Origin of the sequence: Nonomuraea sp. NPDC049486, from assembly GCF_040676925.1 — a bacterium.
GTDB lineage: Bacteria > Actinomycetota > Actinomycetes > Streptosporangiales > Streptosporangiaceae > Nonomuraea > Nonomuraea ferruginea.
Genome location: NZ_JBFAPV010000013.1, coordinates 158280 through 175591, shown reverse-complemented (window position 1 = coordinate 175591; position 17312 = coordinate 158280). Strand labels below are relative to the sequence as shown.

18 protein-coding genes are annotated in these 17312 nt (G+C 73.7%); 7 read left to right on the top strand and 11 right to left on the bottom strand.

Going from position 1 to position 17312, the window contains the following annotated elements; translation table 11 throughout:
* Positions 1-2: 2 nt before the first annotated feature.
* On the bottom strand, positions 3-1244 hold the full coding sequence (locus tag AB0K05_RS32925; protein WP_148031168.1) for a hypothetical protein: 1242 nt from the start codon (positions 1242-1244) through the stop codon (positions 3-5).
* Positions 1245-1690: 446 nt separating this feature from the next.
* Here AB0K05_RS32925 and AB0K05_RS32920 point away from each other — a divergent pair, with 446 nt between their 5' ends.
* Genes AB0K05_RS32920 through AB0K05_RS32910 form a run of 3 tightly spaced genes read left to right on the top strand, consistent with a single transcriptional unit; the run spans position 1691 to position 3900 of the window.
* Positions 1691-2863 (top strand): cytochrome P450, encoded by a 1173-nt coding sequence (locus AB0K05_RS32920; protein ID WP_148031167.1) that lies wholly within the window; start codon positions 1691-1693, stop codon positions 2861-2863.
* An 18-nt stretch (positions 2864-2881) separates the two neighbouring features.
* Positions 2882-3622: an HAD family hydrolase gene (locus AB0K05_RS32915; protein WP_148031166.1), complete on the top strand. Its 741-nt coding sequence runs from the start codon at positions 2882-2884 to the stop codon at positions 3620-3622.
* A complete protein-coding gene (locus AB0K05_RS32910) occupies positions 3619-3900 on the top strand; it encodes a DUF4031 domain-containing protein (protein ID WP_148031165.1) in 282 nt (93 codons plus the stop codon). The genes AB0K05_RS32915 and AB0K05_RS32910 overlap by 4 nt, the downstream gene beginning before the upstream one ends.
* Here the strand turns inward: AB0K05_RS32910 and AB0K05_RS32905 are convergent.
* Both AB0K05_RS32905 and AB0K05_RS32900 read right to left on the bottom strand, forming a co-directional pair.
* Positions 3832-5337 carry an ATP-binding protein gene (locus AB0K05_RS32905; protein ID WP_364234387.1) on the bottom strand — a complete coding sequence of 502 codons (1506 nt, stop codon included), beginning with the start codon at positions 5335-5337 and terminating at the stop codon, positions 3832-3834. The genes AB0K05_RS32910 and AB0K05_RS32905 overlap by 69 nt on opposite strands.
* Before the next feature lie 70 nt (positions 5338-5407).
* Entirely contained in the window at positions 5408-6013 is a 606-nt protein-coding gene (locus AB0K05_RS32900) for a metal-dependent phosphohydrolase (RefSeq protein ID WP_219543338.1), read from the bottom strand.
* Between the two features lie 133 nt (positions 6014-6146).
* On the opposite strand from AB0K05_RS32900, the gene AB0K05_RS32895 reads away from it, so the two are divergent.
* On the top strand, positions 6147-7298 hold the full coding sequence (locus AB0K05_RS32895) for an alpha-hydroxy acid oxidase (protein ID WP_364234384.1): 1152 nt from the start codon (positions 6147-6149) through the stop codon (positions 7296-7298).
* Between the two features lie 11 nt (positions 7299-7309).
* On the opposite strand, the gene AB0K05_RS32890 is transcribed toward AB0K05_RS32895, so the two are convergent.
* Positions 7310-7483 carry a hypothetical protein gene (locus tag AB0K05_RS32890; RefSeq protein WP_187281127.1) on the bottom strand — a complete coding sequence of 58 codons (174 nt, stop codon included), beginning with the start codon at positions 7481-7483 and terminating at the stop codon, positions 7310-7312.
* Positions 7484-7573: 90 nt separating this feature from the next.
* Here AB0K05_RS32890 and AB0K05_RS32885 point away from each other — a divergent pair, with 90 nt between their 5' ends.
* Both AB0K05_RS32885 and AB0K05_RS32880 read left to right on the top strand, forming a co-directional pair.
* A complete protein-coding gene (locus AB0K05_RS32885; protein ID WP_364234381.1) occupies positions 7574-8170 on the top strand; it encodes a hypothetical protein in 597 nt (198 codons plus the stop codon).
* A 209-nt stretch (positions 8171-8379) separates the two neighbouring features.
* The gene (locus tag AB0K05_RS32880; protein ID WP_364234378.1) at positions 8380-9807 is read left to right on the top strand and encodes a PepSY domain-containing protein; all 1428 of its coding nucleotides are present in this window, start codon (positions 8380-8382) and stop codon (positions 9805-9807) included.
* Positions 9808-9829: 22 nt separating this feature from the next.
* Here the strand turns inward: AB0K05_RS32880 and AB0K05_RS32875 are convergent, their stop codons facing one another.
* From AB0K05_RS32875 to AB0K05_RS32865, 3 genes are read right to left on the bottom strand one after another with little or no spacing between them, the layout of a single operon-like run.
* Positions 9830-10489 (bottom strand): 3-oxoacid CoA-transferase subunit B, encoded by a 660-nt coding sequence (locus tag AB0K05_RS32875; RefSeq protein WP_364234375.1) that lies wholly within the window; start codon positions 10487-10489, stop codon positions 9830-9832.
* Entirely contained in the window at positions 10486-11160 is a 675-nt protein-coding gene (locus tag AB0K05_RS32870; RefSeq protein ID WP_148031159.1) for a 3-oxoacid CoA-transferase subunit A, read from the bottom strand. Before AB0K05_RS32870 ends, AB0K05_RS32875 begins: the two co-directional genes overlap by 4 nt.
* Positions 11157-12344 carry a thiolase family protein gene (locus tag AB0K05_RS32865; protein WP_364234372.1) on the bottom strand — a complete coding sequence of 396 codons (1188 nt, stop codon included), beginning with the start codon at positions 12342-12344 and terminating at the stop codon, positions 11157-11159. The genes AB0K05_RS32870 and AB0K05_RS32865 overlap by 4 nt, the downstream gene beginning before the upstream one ends.
* 156 nt (positions 12345-12500) lie before the next feature.
* On the opposite strand from AB0K05_RS32865, the gene AB0K05_RS32860 reads away from it, so the two are divergent.
* On the top strand, positions 12501-13136 hold the full coding sequence (locus AB0K05_RS32860) for an ankyrin repeat domain-containing protein (protein WP_364234370.1): 636 nt from the start codon (positions 12501-12503) through the stop codon (positions 13134-13136).
* A 5-nt stretch (positions 13137-13141) separates the two neighbouring features.
* Here AB0K05_RS32860 and AB0K05_RS32855 read toward each other — a convergent pair whose 3' ends face one another.
* From AB0K05_RS32855 to AB0K05_RS32840, 4 genes are read right to left on the bottom strand one after another with little or no spacing between them, the layout of a single operon-like run.
* The gene (locus AB0K05_RS32855) at positions 13142-14716 is read right to left on the bottom strand and encodes a FadD3 family acyl-CoA ligase (protein WP_364234367.1); all 1575 of its coding nucleotides are present in this window, start codon (positions 14714-14716) and stop codon (positions 13142-13144) included.
* Positions 14713-15888: a lipid-transfer protein gene (locus AB0K05_RS32850; protein WP_148031155.1), complete on the bottom strand. Its 1176-nt coding sequence runs from the start codon at positions 15886-15888 to the stop codon at positions 14713-14715. Before AB0K05_RS32850 ends, AB0K05_RS32855 begins: the two co-directional genes overlap by 4 nt.
* Positions 15885-16310 carry a MaoC family dehydratase gene (locus AB0K05_RS32845; RefSeq protein ID WP_148031154.1) on the bottom strand — a complete coding sequence of 142 codons (426 nt, stop codon included), beginning with the start codon at positions 16308-16310 and terminating at the stop codon, positions 15885-15887. The genes AB0K05_RS32850 and AB0K05_RS32845 overlap by 4 nt, the downstream gene beginning before the upstream one ends.
* Positions 16307-17263 carry a bifunctional MaoC family dehydratase N-terminal/OB-fold nucleic acid binding domain-containing protein gene (locus tag AB0K05_RS32840; RefSeq protein WP_364234364.1) on the bottom strand — a complete coding sequence of 319 codons (957 nt, stop codon included), beginning with the start codon at positions 17261-17263 and terminating at the stop codon, positions 16307-16309. Before AB0K05_RS32840 ends, AB0K05_RS32845 begins: the two co-directional genes overlap by 4 nt.
* Positions 17264-17312: the final 49 nt, after the last annotated feature.

Sequence of the window (17312 nt, the reverse complement as noted above, 5' to 3'; positions counted from 1 at the left end):
CTTCAGGACTTCGCGAGCACCCGGCCGTCGTCGTCGATGGCCGGGAACGCGCCGGTGTCGACGATGCCGTGCTGGTGGTAGAGCTGCTCGATGAGGGCGTGGGCCGCGGGCTCCAGCTTCCACAGCGCGCGCCACTCGCGGGCGACGGGCACCGGGATGCCGATCTCCTGGGCGATGTCCACGGTGCGCGGCACGATCCCCTTGGCGATCTGCCGGTTCCAGTAGGCGCGGGCCTGGCGCATGAGCACCGCGCGCTGGGCGGTGTCGACGATCTGGGGGGCCGCGTCGATGACCGCGATCTCCTCGTCGTCCTCCTCCCGCACCAGCTCGGCGAGCGCGGGCGGCAGCTCGGGCCTGGCGGGCACCGGCCGGTGGTCGCGCTCGGGCTCCCACGGCACCCGCGGGTCGGCGTCGATGAGCGCGGTGGTGTTGTAGAGGGCAGCGATCTGGGCGAGCAGCGCCTCCTGGCGGCCCTGGTCGACGGCCAGGCCGGTGTGCTCGACGGCCTGGTCCATGGCCTTGTCGAGCTTGGCCAGGGCGGCGCGCATCTTGCGGTCGGGGGCGCCGGCCTCGCGCAGCGCCTTGGCGCGCTTGGCGGCCAGCGCGACCCGGGTGAGCCTGCGGTGCGCGTCGACCTCGCTGGCGGTGCGGTCGCTGACCTCGGCCAGGCCGAGCCGGACGAGCAGCCGCTCGGGGGTGAGTCGCCAGTTGATGCGGCCGGTGCCGCGGATGCGGTGGCGCTCGATGGCCATGCCGCGCTCCCAGAGCCAGGCGGCCACCAGCGGGGCGGCGAGCCGGAAAACCGCCTCGGGGAAGCTGCTGGCGTCCATGCTGGACAGCACCGCGGTCAGGCAGGTCAGCGCCCACACGGCGATGCCGTCGATGCCCGCGGAGAAGTTCTCCCGCATGTTGCGGCGGGCGCGCACGGCGGAGGTGATGATGGCCACTTCGATGAAGGCGAACAGCAGCAGCCTCAGCGGGCCGTCCAGGCCCAGCACGTCACCGGAGAAGCGCCACATGCCCTGGGCGGACACGCCCGTCGCGATGGAGGCGGCCACGATGGTCAGCACGTCCTCGATGGGACGGTTGGCGACGTAGCGGGCGAACAGCCAGGCGGTGACCCGCCAGGCGACGCGAAGCACCAGGAAGGCCAGGATGAGCCCGGCCAGGCTCAGCAGCGCGATCACGGCGGTCGCGAGCGGCTTCTCGGTGATGAAGGTAGTGATTTCCTCAAATGTGGGCATCAGTCACTATCCGTTGAGGCTCAGTCTCGGGGGGCTCGATGACGAGATCATTGCAGACTGTAGCCACCTTGTACGCCAAACTCCGGCTGCTGCCCAGTTTGCACTGATTTCCCCATACGTCCCACCAGCACCGGAGCTGTCGGGGAACGCGCCAAACGGACCCGGAGCGGCCAGTCCCGTGGACGCCCCGGCGTCTCCCCGATCCTCACGGAGCGCACCCGGCTCGCCACCCGCTTACCCGGCGGTCGGGGCTCCGTCCGCGAACCCGCCCGTCTACGCTCATCACCGGACGGTTCCGCCCTGGGGGCGAGGTGACCAGGGCTCTTACCTGAGGCTGAGATGAAATCTCGTCCTTCGGGAGGTCACCAGCACGGCTTCCAGGATGGGACCATCTAGCGAGGGATTTATCCCAGCATCGTGCGATGTATCCCAGCAGGACGGAATCCATGTCAGAGTCAGAAGAGTTTCCTCTCGTCCAGTTCATGCGGGAACGGTTCGATCCAGCGGATGAACTGCTCCGCATCCAGGCGGATCACCCCGTCTACCCGATGGAGATCCCCGGCGGGCAGACGGTCTACCTGGTCACCCGCTGGGACGACGTCCGCGGCGTGCTCGGCGACCACGAGCGGTTCAGCAACGACTTCGCCGGCGTCATCGGCCTCGGCTCGAACCAGGAGGACCCGGGCGGCCTGGGCTTCCGCGACCCGCCCGAGCACACCCGGCTGCGCAAGTTCCTGACGCCGGAGTTCACCATGCGCCGGCTGCGGCGGCTGGAGCCGCGCATCGAGGCGCTGGTCACCGAGTGCCTGGACCGGATCGAGGCCAAGGGCTCCCCCGCGGACCTGATGGAGGACTTCGCGCTCCCCATCCCGTCCCTGGTGATCTCCGAGCTGCTCGGGGTCCCGTACGACGAGCAGGCCGACTTCGTCAAGGTGAGCACGAACCGGTTCGACTTCACCGCCGGGCCCGAGGCGTCGCTGCAGGCGATCAACGACGCGATGACGTACCTCACGGACCTGGTCGCCCGTGAGCGGCGCGACCCCGGCGACGGCCTGCTCGGCCAGCTGCTGCGCGACCACGGCGACGCGCTGGACGACCGCACCCTGGCCAGCATGGCCGACGGCATGCTCACCGGCGGTCACGACACCAGCACGAGCATGCTCGCGCTCGGCTCCCTCTGGCTGCTGGAGAACCCCGACCAGGCCGCCAAGGTGCGCGAGGTCGACGGCTACATCGACGAGGTGATCGAGGAGCTGCTGCGCTACATGACCGTGGTGCAGGTGGCCTTCCCCCGCTTCGCCCGCGACGATCTGGAGCTGCACGGGCAGCAGATCAAGAAGGGCGAGCTGGTGCTCTGCTCGCTCGCCGCCGCCAACCGCGACCCGAACCTGGGCGAGGACATGAACCAGGTCAAGCCGGGCCGCCACACCGCCGGCTCCCACCTGGCGTTCGGTCACGGCATCCACCGCTGCATCGGCGCGCCGCTGGCGCAGATGGAGCTGCGCATCGCCTACCCGATGCTGCTGCGCCGCTTCCCGACGCTGCGCCTGGACGGGGAGGTCCCGTGGCGCAAGCTGGCCATCGTCTACGGCGTGGAGAAGCTACCCGTGGCGTGGTGAAGCGGTTACGTTCGCAGGGTGAACGAGCTTGTCATCGACCTGAGCGCGATCGGCGCCGTGGTGTTCGACACCGACGGCACGGTCACCGACACCGCCCGCGGGCACGCGGCCGCGTGGAAGCACGTGTTCGACGGGTTCCTGCGCGGCCGCTCCGCGCCGTTCGAGCCGTTCGACGTCCGGGAGGACTACCTGCGGTACGTCGACGGACGGCCGCGACTCGACGGCGTCCGCGCCTTCCTGGCCTCACGTGGCCTCACCGCGCCGGAGGGCGCGCCGGACGACGAGCCTGGCGCGCCGACCGTGCACGGTCTCGGCCGGGCCAAGGAGCAGCTGTTCATGGAGCAGGTGAGGCTGCACGGGGTGGCCGCGTTCCCCGCGGCCGTGGCGCTGCTGCACGAGCTGCGCAACCGGGGCGCCCGCACCGCCGGGGTGTCCGCCAGTCTGCACGGGCGCACGCTGGTGGCCGCGGCGGGCGTGCTGCACCTGTTCGACACGCTGGTCGACGGCGGCGACGCGGCGCTGATGAACCTGCCGGGCAAGCCCGATCCGGCGCTGCCGCTGGAGGCGGCCCGCCGTCTCGGCGTGCCGCCCGGCAGGACCGCCGTGGTGGAGTCGGCGCCGGCGGGCGTCGAGGCGGGCAGGAAGGGCGGATTCGCCCTGGTGATCGCCCTGGCGCCGGCCGGGGAGGGCGCCGACCTGGTGGTGAAGGACCTCGGTGAGCCGGTCGTGCGCGGCCGCGTTCTACCCTTGACCTCGTGACGGTGCTCATCGATCCCCCGCAGTGGCCGGGGCCGCGCGGCCTGATGTGGTCACATCTGGTCAGCGACACGTCCCTGGACGAACTCCACGTTTTCGCCGCCCGGCTGAGCGTGCCCGTGCGCGCGTTCGACCGCGACCACTACGACGTGCCCGAGACCGTGCACGCGTTCGCCGTGTCGCTGGGCGCGCAGGCGGTCACCTCCCGCGAGCTACTGCAGCGGCTGGTCGCGGCCGGGCTCCGCCGCCGGAAGGTGCACGCCGTACGCGCCGGGGAATGACGCCCCGCCCAGAGAGGCGTACGCGTCCTCGGGCACCGGCTCCTCTTCCTCGCCCGGCTCGCCCGACCCGAGCAGGGTGCGGGTCAGCGCCGCGCGCTCGTGCAGCATCCCGTCGAGCGCCCGGTTCAGCAGGTCGCCGGTGATCGCGGGCGTCCCGCCGTCGTGCGCGAGCGCGTCCAGCACGGCCCGGCGCAGCAGCTCCTTGAAGAACGAGGCGGTCGCGCCCTCGGTACGCGCCACGATCGGCTCCAGGTCGGCCCGCAGGGGCAGGTCGCGGGCGTAGAGGCGGAGCAGCGCCGCCCGCCCGGCGGCGTCGGGCCTGGGGATCTCCACGGCCAGGTCGACCCGGCCGGGACGGTCGGCCAGCGCGCGTTCGAGCACGTCGGCCCGGTTGGTGGTGAGCACGAACGTCACGTCGGCGTCGGCGCCGACCCCGTCCATGGCGTCGAGGAGCGCGAACAGCAGCGGGTTGCCGTCGTCGCTGAACGACCGGTCGCGCGCCACCAGGTCGACGTCCTCCAGCACCACGATCGCCGGCTGCAGCCGCCTGGCCAGCCCGGCCGCCTGCGACACGAACCGGATCGCCCCGCCGGTCATCACGATCACCGTGCAGCCGGTCATCCTGGCCATGAGGTAGCGGACGGTGTGGGTCTTGCCGGTGCCGGGCGGACCGTGCAGCAGCAGGCCGCGCTTGAGGTGCTGGCCGTGCGCGCGCAGCCGCGGCGCCTGCTCGGCGACTCCGACGATGTGCCGTTCGATCGTCTCCAGCACGCCGTCGGGCAGCACCACCTGGCCAGGCCTCAGGTCGGGGCGGGGCAGGAAGGTCACCAGGTCGTTGCCGCGGTACTCGCTCCACGCGAACGACAGGATCTGCCCCCGGTAGACGTCGTGCTCGCGCATCAGGCGCTCGATCTCGTCGCGCGACTCCTTGGCTGCGGCCCTGTCCGGCGCCAGCACGACCACCTGGCAGTCGGTCGACATGTGCTCCTGGGCGCCGCGCAGCGCCAGCACCACGGGCGTCCCGCCGGGGGCCCGGGTGAGCACCATCCCCAGCGAGACCACCTCGGTCGTCTCGTCGGGGCCGATCGCCACGGCCTCGTAGTCGACCGCGCCCGGCTCGTACCGCTCCCAGCCGCGGGCGGCGCGGGCCAGCATGTTGACGATGTCGTCGTGCTCGCGGCCCTGACCGGCGATGCCGAACCACCCGGCGCCGGGGGTGTGCGCGGCGAGGTAGGCGTCGACGCCGCGCTGCAGGTTGGCGTGCTCCCAGCCGGGGAACGCGGCCACCACGTTGACCACGTGTCTCAGCTCGCAGCCGAGGTGGCCGGTCACGCGGGTCACCAGCTCGGGTGGCGTGTCGAGGGCGAGGGTGTGGTGGGCGTCCTGGATCAGCTCTCTCAGCGACCGGGCCAGTGACCGGGCGTCGTCGGTGTCCATGACCGCCCACACTGACAGATCGCCGGGCCGCGCGCCGCTCCTTGTCCGTCAAGCGCGGTCATGCCGCTCGTCAGCGCTCCAGCTCGGCCAGCTCCGCGCTCACGGCCTCCCGGGCGCGCGCCTCCCACAGCTCTCGCGCCGGCGGCGTCCTGTAGAGGCGGGGTACGGCCAGCAGACGGCGGAGCACCTGGGCCCGGCCCCGCCTGAACAACTCGCCGGGGACGTGCGCGTACTCCTGCCTGATCTTGGCCGCGTAGTCCGCGTACCCGTCGCCGCCCAAAACCGCCAGGTCGGCGTCGCAGAGCACGGCCCCGTCGCGGTCTCCTTCGGCCAGCGTGTCGTGCGCCGCGGTCAGCCGTACCAGCCTGGCCACCTCGGCCACCCGCCGCGCCGGCACGCCGCAGCGGGGCAGGCGGGACCGGGCGAGCTGCGCGCTGCGCTCCTCGTCCCACCCGGGCCTGCCGTCGTAGACGGCGTCGTGGAACCAGGCGGCCAGGCGCACGGCCACGGGGTCCGCGGCCCACTCCTGGATCAGGCCGACGGCGCGCAGGACTGCCCGCAGGTGGTCGAGGTCGTGGTAGCGCCGGTGCGGCTCGGACCACCGGGCGACCAGCTCGGCTCCCACCGCGTCCCCGGCCCGGGACCCGCCCACCAGCGCACGCCACTCCTCCAGCACCCGGCCACCCTAGCCGCGCGCCGTGACCGCCGGGAAGGTTCACGGGTCGCCGCCCGCTTGTTAGCGTGGCGGCATCGAGCAGGGTCAGGGTGCGGGCCGGCGGCTGCCGCGGTGGCGGGAGCTGCGCGCGTTCGTGCCCCGGAGGCGGGCGCGGGGCGGGCTGGCCGGGGCGGCTGACGTGGCGGACGTGCGCCGGCTGGCGCGGCGGCGGGCGCCCCGGGTGGTGTTCGACTACGTCGACGGCGCGGCCGAGGGCGAGCTGTCCACGGCCAGGGCGGCGGAGGCGTTCGCGCGGGTGGAGTTCCGGCCGCACGTGCTGCGGGACGTGTCCCGCGTCGACACCGGGACCGAGATCCTGGGGCGGCGGGTGGCGATGCCGGTGGTGCTCGGGCCCACGGGGTTCACCCGGATGATGCACCGGGCCGGTGAGCGGGCCGTGGCCAGGGCCGCCGCCCGCGCCGGGGTCCCGTACGCACTCTCCACGATGGGCACCACGAGCGCCCGGGACGTGGCCGCGGCGGCGCCCGGCGGGTGGAACTGGTTCCAGCTGTACGTGGTGCGTGACCGGGGGCGGGTCAGGGACTGGCTGCGGCAGGCCCGTGAGGCGGGCATGGACGTGCTGGTCGTCACTGTGGACGTGCCGGTGGCCGGCGGGCGGCTGCGTGACGTGCGCAACGGCATGACCATGCCGCCGTCGCTGCGCTGGGGCGGGCTGGCGCAGGCGATGACCCGGCCGGCCTGGTGGTTCGGCTTCCTGACCGGCGAGCCGTTGCGGTTCGCGACGGTGGAGGGGGCGCCGGACGACCTGGCGGGGATCACGAACCTGATGTTCGACCCGGCGGTGACCCTCCGCGACCTGGAGTGGATCCGCGCGGAGTGGGGCGGGCGGCTGCTGGTGAAGGGCGTGCAGCGGGTCGACGACGCCGAGGAGCTGGTGGCGGCGGGGGTGGACGGCCTGGTGGTGTCGAACCACGGCGGCCGGCAGCTCGACCGCTCCCCCACGCCGCTGGAGCTGCTGCCGGAGGTGGCGGCGGCGGTGGGCGACAGGACCGAGGTGTTCCTCGACGGCGGCGTGCGCAGCGGCGCGGACGTCGCGGCGGCGGTGGCGCTGGGCGCGCGGGCCTGCCTCGTCGGCCGCGCCTACCTGTACGGCCTGATGGCGGGCGGGGAGGCGGGCGTGGACCGGGTGCTCGCGATGCTCCGCGGCGAGCTGGTGCGCACGCTCGCGCTGCTGGGCGCGTCCGGGGTGGACGGTCTGGACGCGGACGTGGTGCGGCTGCGCTGAGCCTGGGCGGACTACCTGAGCCGGGACAGCCGGTGCTCCATCAGCTCGTCCTCGGCCTGCTCGGCGGCGGTCCGCAGCTTGCGGACCGCCCGCAGCGCCTCCTCGACGCCGGTGCCGCTCCGCTCGACCTCCGCGGCCGCCTCCCGGACCCGGCGGAGCGTGGTGGCGATGAACGTGTCATTCATGACCCGACGGTACGCCGGACATATCTCCCCGAACAGGGCCCCTGCGCGGGGCTGTTGAACCCGGGCCGTGCGCTGCGCGTATCCCCGCGTGTGAGTGGTGTTCGCGCACGCGGCGCCCGGGAGGCGCAGGCGACCGGCCGGTCCGCCGTGCGGCTCCTGGGCGCCGCCGTGTTCGCGACGGTCTGCGTGTACGCGGCGCTCGGGACGCACGTGCTGGCCGGTGGTTCCGGGGCCTCCCTGGGGGTGGTGGCCGCGACGACCGTGGCCGCCGGGGCGGGCGCTTACCTGCTGGGCCGGCGCCGCCGGGGCAGGGGTGTGCTGGTGGCGGCCTCGTTCTCTGCCCAGTACGGCATGCACCAGGTGTTCAGCGCGGATCTCCCCGGTGCGGCGCACGTCCTGGGCCACGGCGCGGGCCACCATGGCGGGGGCCCGCTGCCCGGGATGGCGATGCCGCTCGCGCACGTGCTGGTCGCCGTGCTGTGCGCCTGGTGGCTGGAGCGGGGCGAGACGGCGCTGGTGACCGTGCTCGTCCTGCTGGGCTGCTCGCTGGCCGGGCTGTCGCGGCCGTCGCCGCGCGGCCCGCTGACTCCTACGCCTCTCCGGATCGTGCCCGCCGCCGGAGAGCCACCGGTACGCGGGCCACAGGTGCTCGCGTGGGCCGTGAGCCATCGGGGGCCACCCCGCTAGAGCAGGGAAAGACATCACCCGCCGACGGACCCGCGCCCTGACCACGGCACCGGTCTATCGCGCCGTGATCACGGCGCCGGAACCGCCGTCGGTCCGATCGTGCCGCGGGATGCCCGCCGCTGTGACCGGTCGCCGTCGCGCGGCCTGATCGTCATGGCCGGATACCGGCTGTGGCGGCCCCCCTCGCTCTCGTTCTTCCGGAGTTGACCATGACCACTGTCCACGCGCGCCCGGAGACCGTCACCGTCCGGCCCGCCCCGTCCTCCTCGCGGCGGTACCGCGCCTTCTGGCGCTGGCACTTCTACGCGGGCCTGTTCGTCGCCCCCGTCCTGCTCGTCCTGGCCGTCACGGGGTCCGTCTACCTGTTCAAGGAACCGTTCGAGGAGTGGCGCTACCAGGACGTGCGCACGCTCGCCGAGCCCGTCACCACCGCCCGCCCGCTGTCGGAGCAGATCACGGCCGCGCAGCGGAGCATGCCCGGCGCGCCCGTCATGTCGGTGATCCCGCCGGCCGCTCCCGACCGCACGACCCGGATCATCTTCCAGGGCGAGGACGCCGGCCCGTGGGCGGAGGGCGTCTCGGTGTACGTCGATCCGGGTTCGGCCACGGTCGTCGGCACGATCGACGACGCGGCCACGTTCATGCGGGTGGTGCGCACCATCCACGGCGAGCTGATGGCGGGCACCGCCGGCGACCGGGTGGTGGAGACCGCGGCGTGCTGGTCGCTGATCCTGGTCGCGACCGGCACGTACCTGTGGTGGACCAGCCGCGGCAGGCGCCCGGCCCGCTCGCCGAGGGCCAGGCTGCGCCGCGTGCACGCGCTGACCGGGGCGGGCGCCGGCGTCGTCATCGTGTTCCTGGTGATCTCGGGCCTGCCCTGGTCGGGCGTGTGGGGTGACGCGCTGCAGCGGATCCAGGAGCGGACCGGCTCCACCTACCCCGACGCCGGCGACTACCCGAACCGTTCGGCGGACCTGTCGGACAACCCCGACGCCAAGGTGCCGTGGGCCGCGGAACGGCTGCCGGTGCCGACCTCCCAGGACGGCGGGCACGCGGGCCACGACACGGGAGGCGGAAGCGCCTTGCACCCGGGCGCGCTCCCCCTGGAGCAGGCGCTGGCCGCCGCCCGGCCCGCCATCCGGGACTGCTCGCCGGCCGAGTGCGACCTGAAGATCCTCCTGCCGAAGGACCACGAGGGCGTCTACACGGTCGTCACCGCCCCGCGCCGCGACCCGTCGGCCGCCCAGACCCTGCACGTGGACCAGTACAGCGGCCGCGTGCTCGTCTCGTACGGGTGGGACGAGTACGGGGTGCTGGCCAAGGCGGTGGAGCAGGGCGTGGCGCTGCACGAGGGCCGCCGCTACGGCACGGTCAACCTGCTGGTGATGCTGGGCGCCTGCCTGGCACTGATCACGCTGGTCGTCTCGGGGGCGTGGATGTGGTGGAAGCGGCGTCCGAAGGGCCGGATGGGCGCGCCCGCCCGCCTGATGGACAGGCGCGCCGCGTACGGGGTGACGGCGATCATGGTGGTGCTGGGGGTGCTGTTCCCGCTGGCGGGCGTGACGATGCTGGCGGTGCTGCTGCTGGACCGGCTGGTGCTGCGCCGGATCCCGCGCCTGGCCGAGATCGTCGGCTGACGGCGCGGGCCGATCCGGGCGTTCAGCCGCGGCGGACGGGGACTTCCAGCCGGGCGGCCAGCTCGTCGAAGCCGATGCCGTACGTCTCCGCCACCGTGACGCCGTCCGGGCCGAGGTGGAAGATCGCCTGGTCGGTGTAGAGGCGGCTCACGCAGGCCAGGCCCGTCAGCGGGTACGTGCACTCCGGGACGAGCTTGGCCGTGCCGTCCTTGGCGAACAGCGTCATCATGACGAACACCTGCTTCGCCCCGATGGCCAGGTCCATGGCGCCGCCGACGGCCGGGATGGCGTCGGGGGCGCCGGTGTGCCAGTTGGCCAGGTCGCCGCGCCGCGACACCTGGTAGGCGCCGAGCACGCACACGTCGAGGTGACCGCCGCGCATCATGGCGAAGGAGTCGGCGTGGTGGAAGTAGGACGCCCCCGGCAGCTCGGTGACGGGCAGCTTGCCGGCGTTGATGAGGTCCGGGTCCACCTCGTCGCCCTTGGCGGCGGGGCCCATGCCGAGCATGCCGTTCTCGGTGTGCAGGATGACGCCCGAGTCGGCCGGCAGGTGGTCGGCGACCGTGGTGGGCTGGCCGATGCCGAGGTTGACGAACGCGCCGCGCGGGATGTCGCGGGCGACCACGGCGGCCAGCTCCTCGCGGCCGAGCGGGCCGCGGCCCGGATGCTCGACGGTGCTCATGCTGCCTCCCCCGCCTTCGTGTCCAGGATCCGGTCGACGTAGACGCAGGGGGTGACGACGGTCTCGGGGTCCAGGTCGCCGACCTCGACCACGTGGCTCACCTGCGCGATCGTCAGGGCGGCCGCGGTCGCCATGACCGGGCCGAAGTTGCGCGCGGTCTTGCGGTAGACGAGGTTGCCGAGCCGGTCGCCGGCGTGCGCTGCGATGAGCGCCACGTCGCCCTTGATCGGGTACTCCAGCACGTGGTCGCGGCCGTCGATGGTGCGCGTCTCCTTGCCCTCGGCCAGCGGCGTGCCTGCGCCGGTGGGGCAGTAGAACGCGCCGATGCCGGCCCCGGCGGCGCGCATCCGCTCGGCGAGCGTGCCCTGCGGCACCACCTCAAGCTCGATCTCGCCCGCGCGGTAGAGGCCGTCGAACACCCACGAGTCGCTCTGCCTCGGGAACGAGCAGATCATCTTGCGTACCCGGCCTGCGGCGAGCAGCGCCGCCAGGCCGGTGTCGCCGTTGCCCGCGTTGTTGCTGACCACGGTCAGGTCCTTGGCGCCCTGCCGGATCAGCGCGTCGATGAGCGTGACCGGCATGCCGGCCATGCCGAAGCCGCCGATCAGGACGGTCGAGCCGTCCTCGACGCCCGCGAGCGCCTCGTCCGGGTCGGTGAGTATCGCGGTCATGCGACGCTCACGTTCTCCAGGACGACCGCCAGGCCCTGGCCGACGCCGATGCAGATGGCGGCGACGCCCCACCGCTCGCGCCGCTCGCGCAGCACGTGGGCGAGGGTGCCGAGGACGCGGCCGCCGGAGGCGCCCAGCGGGTGGCCGATGGCGATGGCGCCGCCCTTGACGTTGACGATCTCCGGGTCGATCCCCCAGGCGTCCACGCAGGCCAGCGACTGCACGGCGAAGGCCTCGTTCAGCTCGACCGCGCCGACGTCGTCCCAGCCGATGCCGGCCCGTCTCAGGGCCTGGTTGGCGGCCTCGACCGGGGCGTACCCGAACGCCTGGGGTTCGAGGGCGGCGGCGCCGCGGCCGGCGACGCGCGCGATCGGCTCGGCGCCCAGCCGCCGGGCGGCCGTCTCGGAACCGAGGACCAGCGCCGACGCGCCGTCGCTGAGCGGCGAGGCGTTCCCGGCGGTGATCGTGCCGCCGGGCCGGAAGGCGGGCTTGAGCCCGGCCAGCACCTCGGGCGTGGAGCCGGGCCTGACGCCCTCGTCGCGCGCGAGCTCCGTGCCCTCGACCGGGACCGCCAGGTCGTCGTAGAACCCGGCGCTCCAGGCGGCGTCGGCCAGCGCGTGCGAGCGGGCCGCGAACGCGTCCTGCCGCTCCCTGGAGATGGAGAACTTCTCCTGCAGCTGCTCGTTGGCCTCGCCGAGCGAGACCGTCCACTCCTTGGGCATGCGCGGGTTGACCAGGCGCCAGCCGAGCGTGGTCGACACGGCGGTGACGTCGCCGGCGGGGAAGGCCCGCGACGGCTTGGGCAGGACCCACGGCGCCCGCGTCATCGACTCCACCCCGCCGGCCACCACGACGTCGGCGTCGCCGCTCTCGATCGTGCGCGAGGCCATCATGGCGGCGTCGAGGCTCGACCCGCACAGCCGGTTGACGGTGGTCGCCGGGACCGTCACCGGCAGCCCCGCCAGCAGCACGGCCATCCGGCCCACGTTGCGGTTGTCCTCCCCGGCGCCGTTGGCGTTGCCCCACACCACGTCGCCGATGCCGGCCGGATCCAGCTCGGGCACCCTGGCCAGTACGCCGCGCAGCGCGGCGGCCGCCAGGTCGTCCGGTCGGACACCGGCGAGCGCGCCGTTGAACTTGCCGAACGGCGTGCGCGCGGCGGCGTAGACGAAGGCCGAACCCATCACGTCCTCCCCTTCTGTTCGCTATACGAACACACGTTCTTTATGCGAACAGTGTGTAGCTTAGCGCAGCACCCGCACCTACCGAAGAGGCATGAGATGTTGCCTTTGTCAGGGTGTCCGCATTTCCCATCGCGGCACCAGAGGGAGCGCGACACAGTGATCTGGGACGGCATCACCCTCCGGCCGGGCCACCACGAGGCCGGGGAGCGCGACGCGCTCGCCGACGCCGCGCGGCACGGCGACTGGGACGCGGTCTTCGCCCTGCTCGGCGAGCACCCCGGCTGGGTGAACAGCGGCAGACTCGGCGGCGCGACTTGGTACGCCCCGTTGCACCAGGCGGCCTGGCGAGGGGCCGCGCCGGAAGCCGTGCGGCGGCTGGTCGCGCTCGGCGCCTGGCGTACGCTGCGCACCGCCAGCGGGGAGCGTGCCGTGGACGTCGCCCGCCGTAAGGGGCATCGGCACCTGGTCGAACCGCTCACGCCCGCGATCCTCCACCCGGTGCCGGAGGGCACGCTGGCGACGATCCAGCGCCACTTCCACGGCCTCATCCGCCAGCGCGCCGAGGACCTGGTCACCCTCCACCGGCTCCGGCTGCCCGAGCTGGAGCCGCTCACCGAGCAGGCGGACCCGTCCTGCTGGTTCCCCGTGCCCGGCATGTACGGCGGGTTCGGCTACCGACTGGAGCCGCCCGGGCTCGTCGTGGAGAGCTGGTGTCGCGTGGTGGGCGGGTCGGGGCAGAGGCACGCGATAGACGAGGGCGGCGTACGGCTCCTCGACGAGGGCTTCGTCTGAGGCGGTCAGGGCTTCGCCGAGCCCGCCAGGGCCGCTTTGTCGATCTTGCCGGTGGCGTTGCGGGGCAGGGCGCCGACCAGGACGATCTCACGGGGCACCTTGAAGCCGGCCAGCCGCTCCCGGCAGTGGCCGATCAGGTCCTCCGGCGTGACGGCCAGGCCCGGGCGGGGCACCACGTAGGCCCGCCCCACCTCGCCCATCCGCGCGTCCGGCACGCCGGTCACCACGGCTTCGGCGACCGCGTCGTGCCCGGCCAGCGCCTGTTCGACCTCGGCCGGGTAGACGTTGAAGCCGCCGGTCACGTACATGTCCTTGGAGCGGCCGGTGATGGTGAGGTAGCCGCGCCCGTCGAGCCGGCCGCGGTCGCCGGTGACCAGCCAGCCGTCCCGCACGGCGTCCGCCGTGGCGGCCTCGTCGCCGAGGTAGCCGAGCATCACGTTGTGGCCGCGTACGAGGATCTCGCCGTCCTCCCCGGCGGGCACCGGCTCGCCGTCGGCGCCGGTCACCCGCACCTCGACGCCCTCGATGGGCCTGCCCGAGGTGGTGGCCACGGTCCGGTCGTCGTCGTCCACGGAGCAGGCGGTGACCGTGCCGCACGACTCGGTGAGCCCGTACGCGGTGACGACCTCGGGGAACAGCTCGGCCCGCATCCGGCGGACCAGCGCGACCGGCACCACCGACGCGCCGGTGACCGCGAGGCGCAGCGACGACAGGTCGTGCCGCGCGCGTTCCGGGGCGTCCAGCATGGTGATGTAGATGGTCGGCGCGCCGGGCAGGACGGTGATCCGCTCGGCCTCGATCAGCCGCATCGTCTCGCCCGCCTCGAAGACCGGCTGCAGCACCATGGTGGCGGCCCTGATCAGGCAGGCGAAGACGCCGGCCTTGTAGCCGAAAGAGTGGAAGAGCGGGTTGACGATCAGGTAGCGGTCGCCGTGGCGCAGCCCGGTCCTGTCGGCCCAGGCGCGGTTGGTCCTGACGTCCTGGGCGTGGGTGCACATGGCGCCTTTGGAGCGGCCGGTGGTGCCCGAGGTGAAGAGGATGTCGGCCACGTCGCCGGGCCGGACGGCGGCGGCGCGGGCGTCCAGCTCCTCGTCGCCGACCGAGGCGCCGGCGGCGAGGAAGTCCTCCCAGGTGGTGGCGCCCGGACGGGGTCCGGCGTCGTACGTGACAGCGGTCAGGCCGGGCGGAGCCGGGACGCCCGCGCCGGGCGTGAGGCCGAGCATGGCGAGATAGCCGTTGCCGAGGAAGCCGTCCTCGGTGAAGAGCAGCCGCACGCCGCCGCGGCCGAGCATCCAGCGGGCCTCGTCGCCCTTGTAGCGGGTGTTGACGGGCACGACGACGGCGCCGGCGGTCAGCGCGCCGAGCGCGGTCACCACCCAGCGGTGGCTGTTGGGCGCCCAGATGCCGATCCGGTCGCCGTGCCGGACGCCGGCCGCGACGAACGCTTTGGCCGTCTCCCGCACGCGGGCTCCGAGCCTGGCGTAGGTGAGCCGGACCGGGCCGTCGACGACGGCCTCGGCGTCCGGGTGCTCGCGGACCGCCCGGGCCAGGACGCCGGGGATCGTCAGGTCCTCGTTCATCGGTCCGCTCCCAGCATCAGGCCGCTGGTCGGCACGCCGGTCCCGGCCGTGACGAGGACGTGCCGTACGGACGGGGGCTGGTTCACGGAGGTGCCGCGGACCAGCCGCACGCCCTCGGCGATGCCGTTCATGCCGTGGATGTACGCCTCGCCGAGCTGGCCGCCGTGGGTGTTGACCGGCAGCCTGCCGCCGACCTCCAGGTGGCCGTCGGCGATGAAGTCCCGGGCCTCGCCCCTGCCGCAGAAGCCGAGCTCCTCCAGCTGCGGCAGCACCAGCGGCGTGAAGTGGTCGTACAGGACGGCCGCGTCGACGTCGGCGGGGCCGAGCCCGCTCTGCCCGTAGAGCTGCCGTCCGACCAGGCCCATCTCCGGGATGCCGGTGATCTCGGGACGGTAGTAGCTGGTCATCATGTGCTGGTCGTCGCCGGAGCCCTGGCCGGCGGCGAGGATCAGCGCGGGCGGGTGCGGCAGGTCGCGGGCGCGTTCGGCGGAGACCACGACCAGGGCCTGGCCGCCGTCGCTCTCCTGGCAGCAGTCGAGCAGGCGCAGCGGCTCGGCGATCCAGCGCGAGGCCTGGTGGTCGGCGAGGGTGATCGGCCGCCCGTAGAACCAGGCCGCCGGGTTGGTCGCGGCGTGCTTGCGGTCGACCACGGCGACCCGGCCGAAGTCCTCGCCGGTGGCCTTGTACTCGTGCATGTAACGGCGGGCGAACATGGCCACCCACTGGGCCGGGGTGAACAGCCCGAACGGGCTGACCCAGGCGAAGGCGGCGTCGTCGGCCCCGGCGCCGGAGGGCGCGTCGGCCCTGCCGAGTCCGAAGCGCTGCCCGGACCGTTCGTTGAAGGCCCGGTAGCAGACGACCACCTCGGCGACGCCGGTCGCCACCGCCATCGCGGCCTGCTGGACGGTGCCGCAGGCCGCGCCGCCGCCGTGCGGGACGCGGGAGAAGAACCTCAGCTCGCCCATGCCGGTGCTGCGGGCGATGTGGATCTCGGAGCTGGAGTCGGCGGTGAACGTCACCATCCCGTCCACGTCGGACGGCCGCAGCCCGGCGTCGGCGACGGCGGCGAGCACGGCCTCGCAGGCCAGCCGGAGCTCGCTGCGGCCGGAGTCCTTGGAGAACTCGGTGGCGCCGATCCCGGCGATCGCCGCCCGCCCGGACAGCCCGCTCACGACTCCGCCCCGCCCGGCAGCCGCACCGCGACGGTGCCGGTGACGTGCGCGCCGAGGCGGTTGGCGCCGCGTACGGCGATCTCGACCCGGCGGTCCTCGTCGTGCTTGGCGGTGACGGTCCCGGTCAGCACCATGGTGTCGCCGGGGTAGTTGGGCGCGCCGAGCCTGATCTTGATGGCCTTGACCTCGGCGGCCGGTCCCGCCCATTCCGTGACGTACCGGTCGATGAGGCCGTTGGTGGTCAGGATGTTCATGAACACGTCCGGGGAGCCGCGCTCGGCGGCCAGGCCGGGGTCGTGGTGCACGTCCTGGTAATCACGACTGGCGATCGCCGTCGCCACGATCAGCGTGCGGGTCAGCGGGACGGGCAGCTCGGGCAGCGTTTCGCCGACCGTCACCTCGTCGTACGCGCGGCTCCTCATGCCGTCACCGGCCGGAACACCGGGAGCGACAGCTCCGGGTCCGGGTCGAGCCATTCGAGGGCGACCGGCATGTCGATCTCGACCTCCTCGGGGGCGACGCCGACCAGGTTGGTGACGAGCCTGGTGCCTTCCTCCAGCTCCACGAGCGCGACCACGTACGGGGGCTCGAAGGCCGGGTGGCGCGGGTGGTGGCTGACCACGTAGCTGTAGACGCGTCCCCGGCCGGACGCCTCGGCGGTGTCCCATCCGTACGAGCCGCACCGCGGGCAGCAGGGGCCGGGCGGGTGGCGCAGGGCGCCGCAGCCGTCGCAGCGCTGGATGACCAGGCGGTGCTCCCGCGCGGCCTCGAACCAGAACGCGTTGTCCCGGTTGACGGCGGGCCGCGGCCGCGGGGCCGCCGGCTCCCGGCTTCCGGGCGGCGTCCGAGCGGGGCGGAACCACAGCATGCGCCAGCGCTGGACGGCCACGGTCCCGCCGTGCTGGTCCAGGTACGTGCGCTCGGTGGTCACGAAGCGCCCGGCGCCGAGCGCGGTCTTCTTCTCCGGCGAGATCGACTCGATGATCTCGCGCACCCCGACGTGGTCGCCCACGGTCAGCTCGCGGTGGAAGGCGAACTCCGAGTCCGTCGCCACCACCGAGGTGTAGCCGCCCTCGGCCAGCAGCGCGATCAGCTCGCCCAGGCCGGACCCGTCGTCCTGCCCGGCGGTCGCGGCGGCGTACCCGCGCATGGTCCAGGCCTGCATCATCGAGGCGGGGGCGACGATCCCGGCGCGGCCGGTCCGGCGGGCGGCCTCCTCGTCGAGGTGGACGGGGTTGCGGTCGCCCATCGCCTCCACCCAGTGGCGGATCATCGGCACGTTGACCGGGTCGGGTCCGGGCCTCAGCGGCGCCGCCTCCCGGCCGGCGAACTCCCCCAGCCGTTTCTCGTAACCGTCCTGCTCTGTCTGGGCCAACGGGGTCCCTCCCTGAGCAACGCCTGCCGGCCTCCGACGTTAACCATCC

Excerpts from the sequence above, each read along its gene's own strand:
- AB0K05_RS32855 (WP_364234367.1), bottom strand. The coding sequence starts at position 14,716 with ATGAACGAGGACCTGACGATCCCCGGCGTCCTGGCCCGGGCGGTCCGC.
- AB0K05_RS32880 (WP_364234378.1), top strand. The coding sequence starts at position 8,380 with ATGACCACTGTCCACGCGCGCCCGGAGACCGTCACCGTCCGGCCCGCC.
- AB0K05_RS32890 (WP_187281127.1), bottom strand. The coding sequence starts at position 7,483 with ATGAATGACACGTTCATCGCCACCACGCTCCGCCGGGTCCGGGAGGCG.
- AB0K05_RS32920 (WP_148031167.1), top strand. The coding sequence starts at position 1,691 with ATGTCAGAGTCAGAAGAGTTTCCTCTCGTCCAGTTCATGCGGGAACGG.
- AB0K05_RS32865 (WP_364234372.1), bottom strand. The coding sequence starts at position 12,344 with ATGGGTTCGGCCTTCGTCTACGCCGCCGCGCGCACGCCGTTCGGCAAG.
- AB0K05_RS32845 (WP_148031154.1), bottom strand. The coding sequence starts at position 16,310 with ATGAGGAGCCGCGCGTACGACGAGGTGACGGTCGGCGAAACGCTGCCC.
- AB0K05_RS32870 (WP_148031159.1), bottom strand. The coding sequence starts at position 11,160 with ATGACCGCGATACTCACCGACCCGGACGAGGCGCTCGCGGGCGTCGAG.
- AB0K05_RS32925 (WP_148031168.1), bottom strand. The coding sequence starts at position 1,244 with ATGCCCACATTTGAGGAAATCACTACCTTCATCACCGAGAAGCCGCTC.
- AB0K05_RS32905 (WP_364234387.1), bottom strand. The coding sequence starts at position 5,337 with ATGGACACCGACGACGCCCGGTCACTGGCCCGGTCGCTGAGAGAGCTG.
- AB0K05_RS32875 (WP_364234375.1), bottom strand. The coding sequence starts at position 10,489 with ATGAGCACCGTCGAGCATCCGGGCCGCGGCCCGCTCGGCCGCGAGGAG.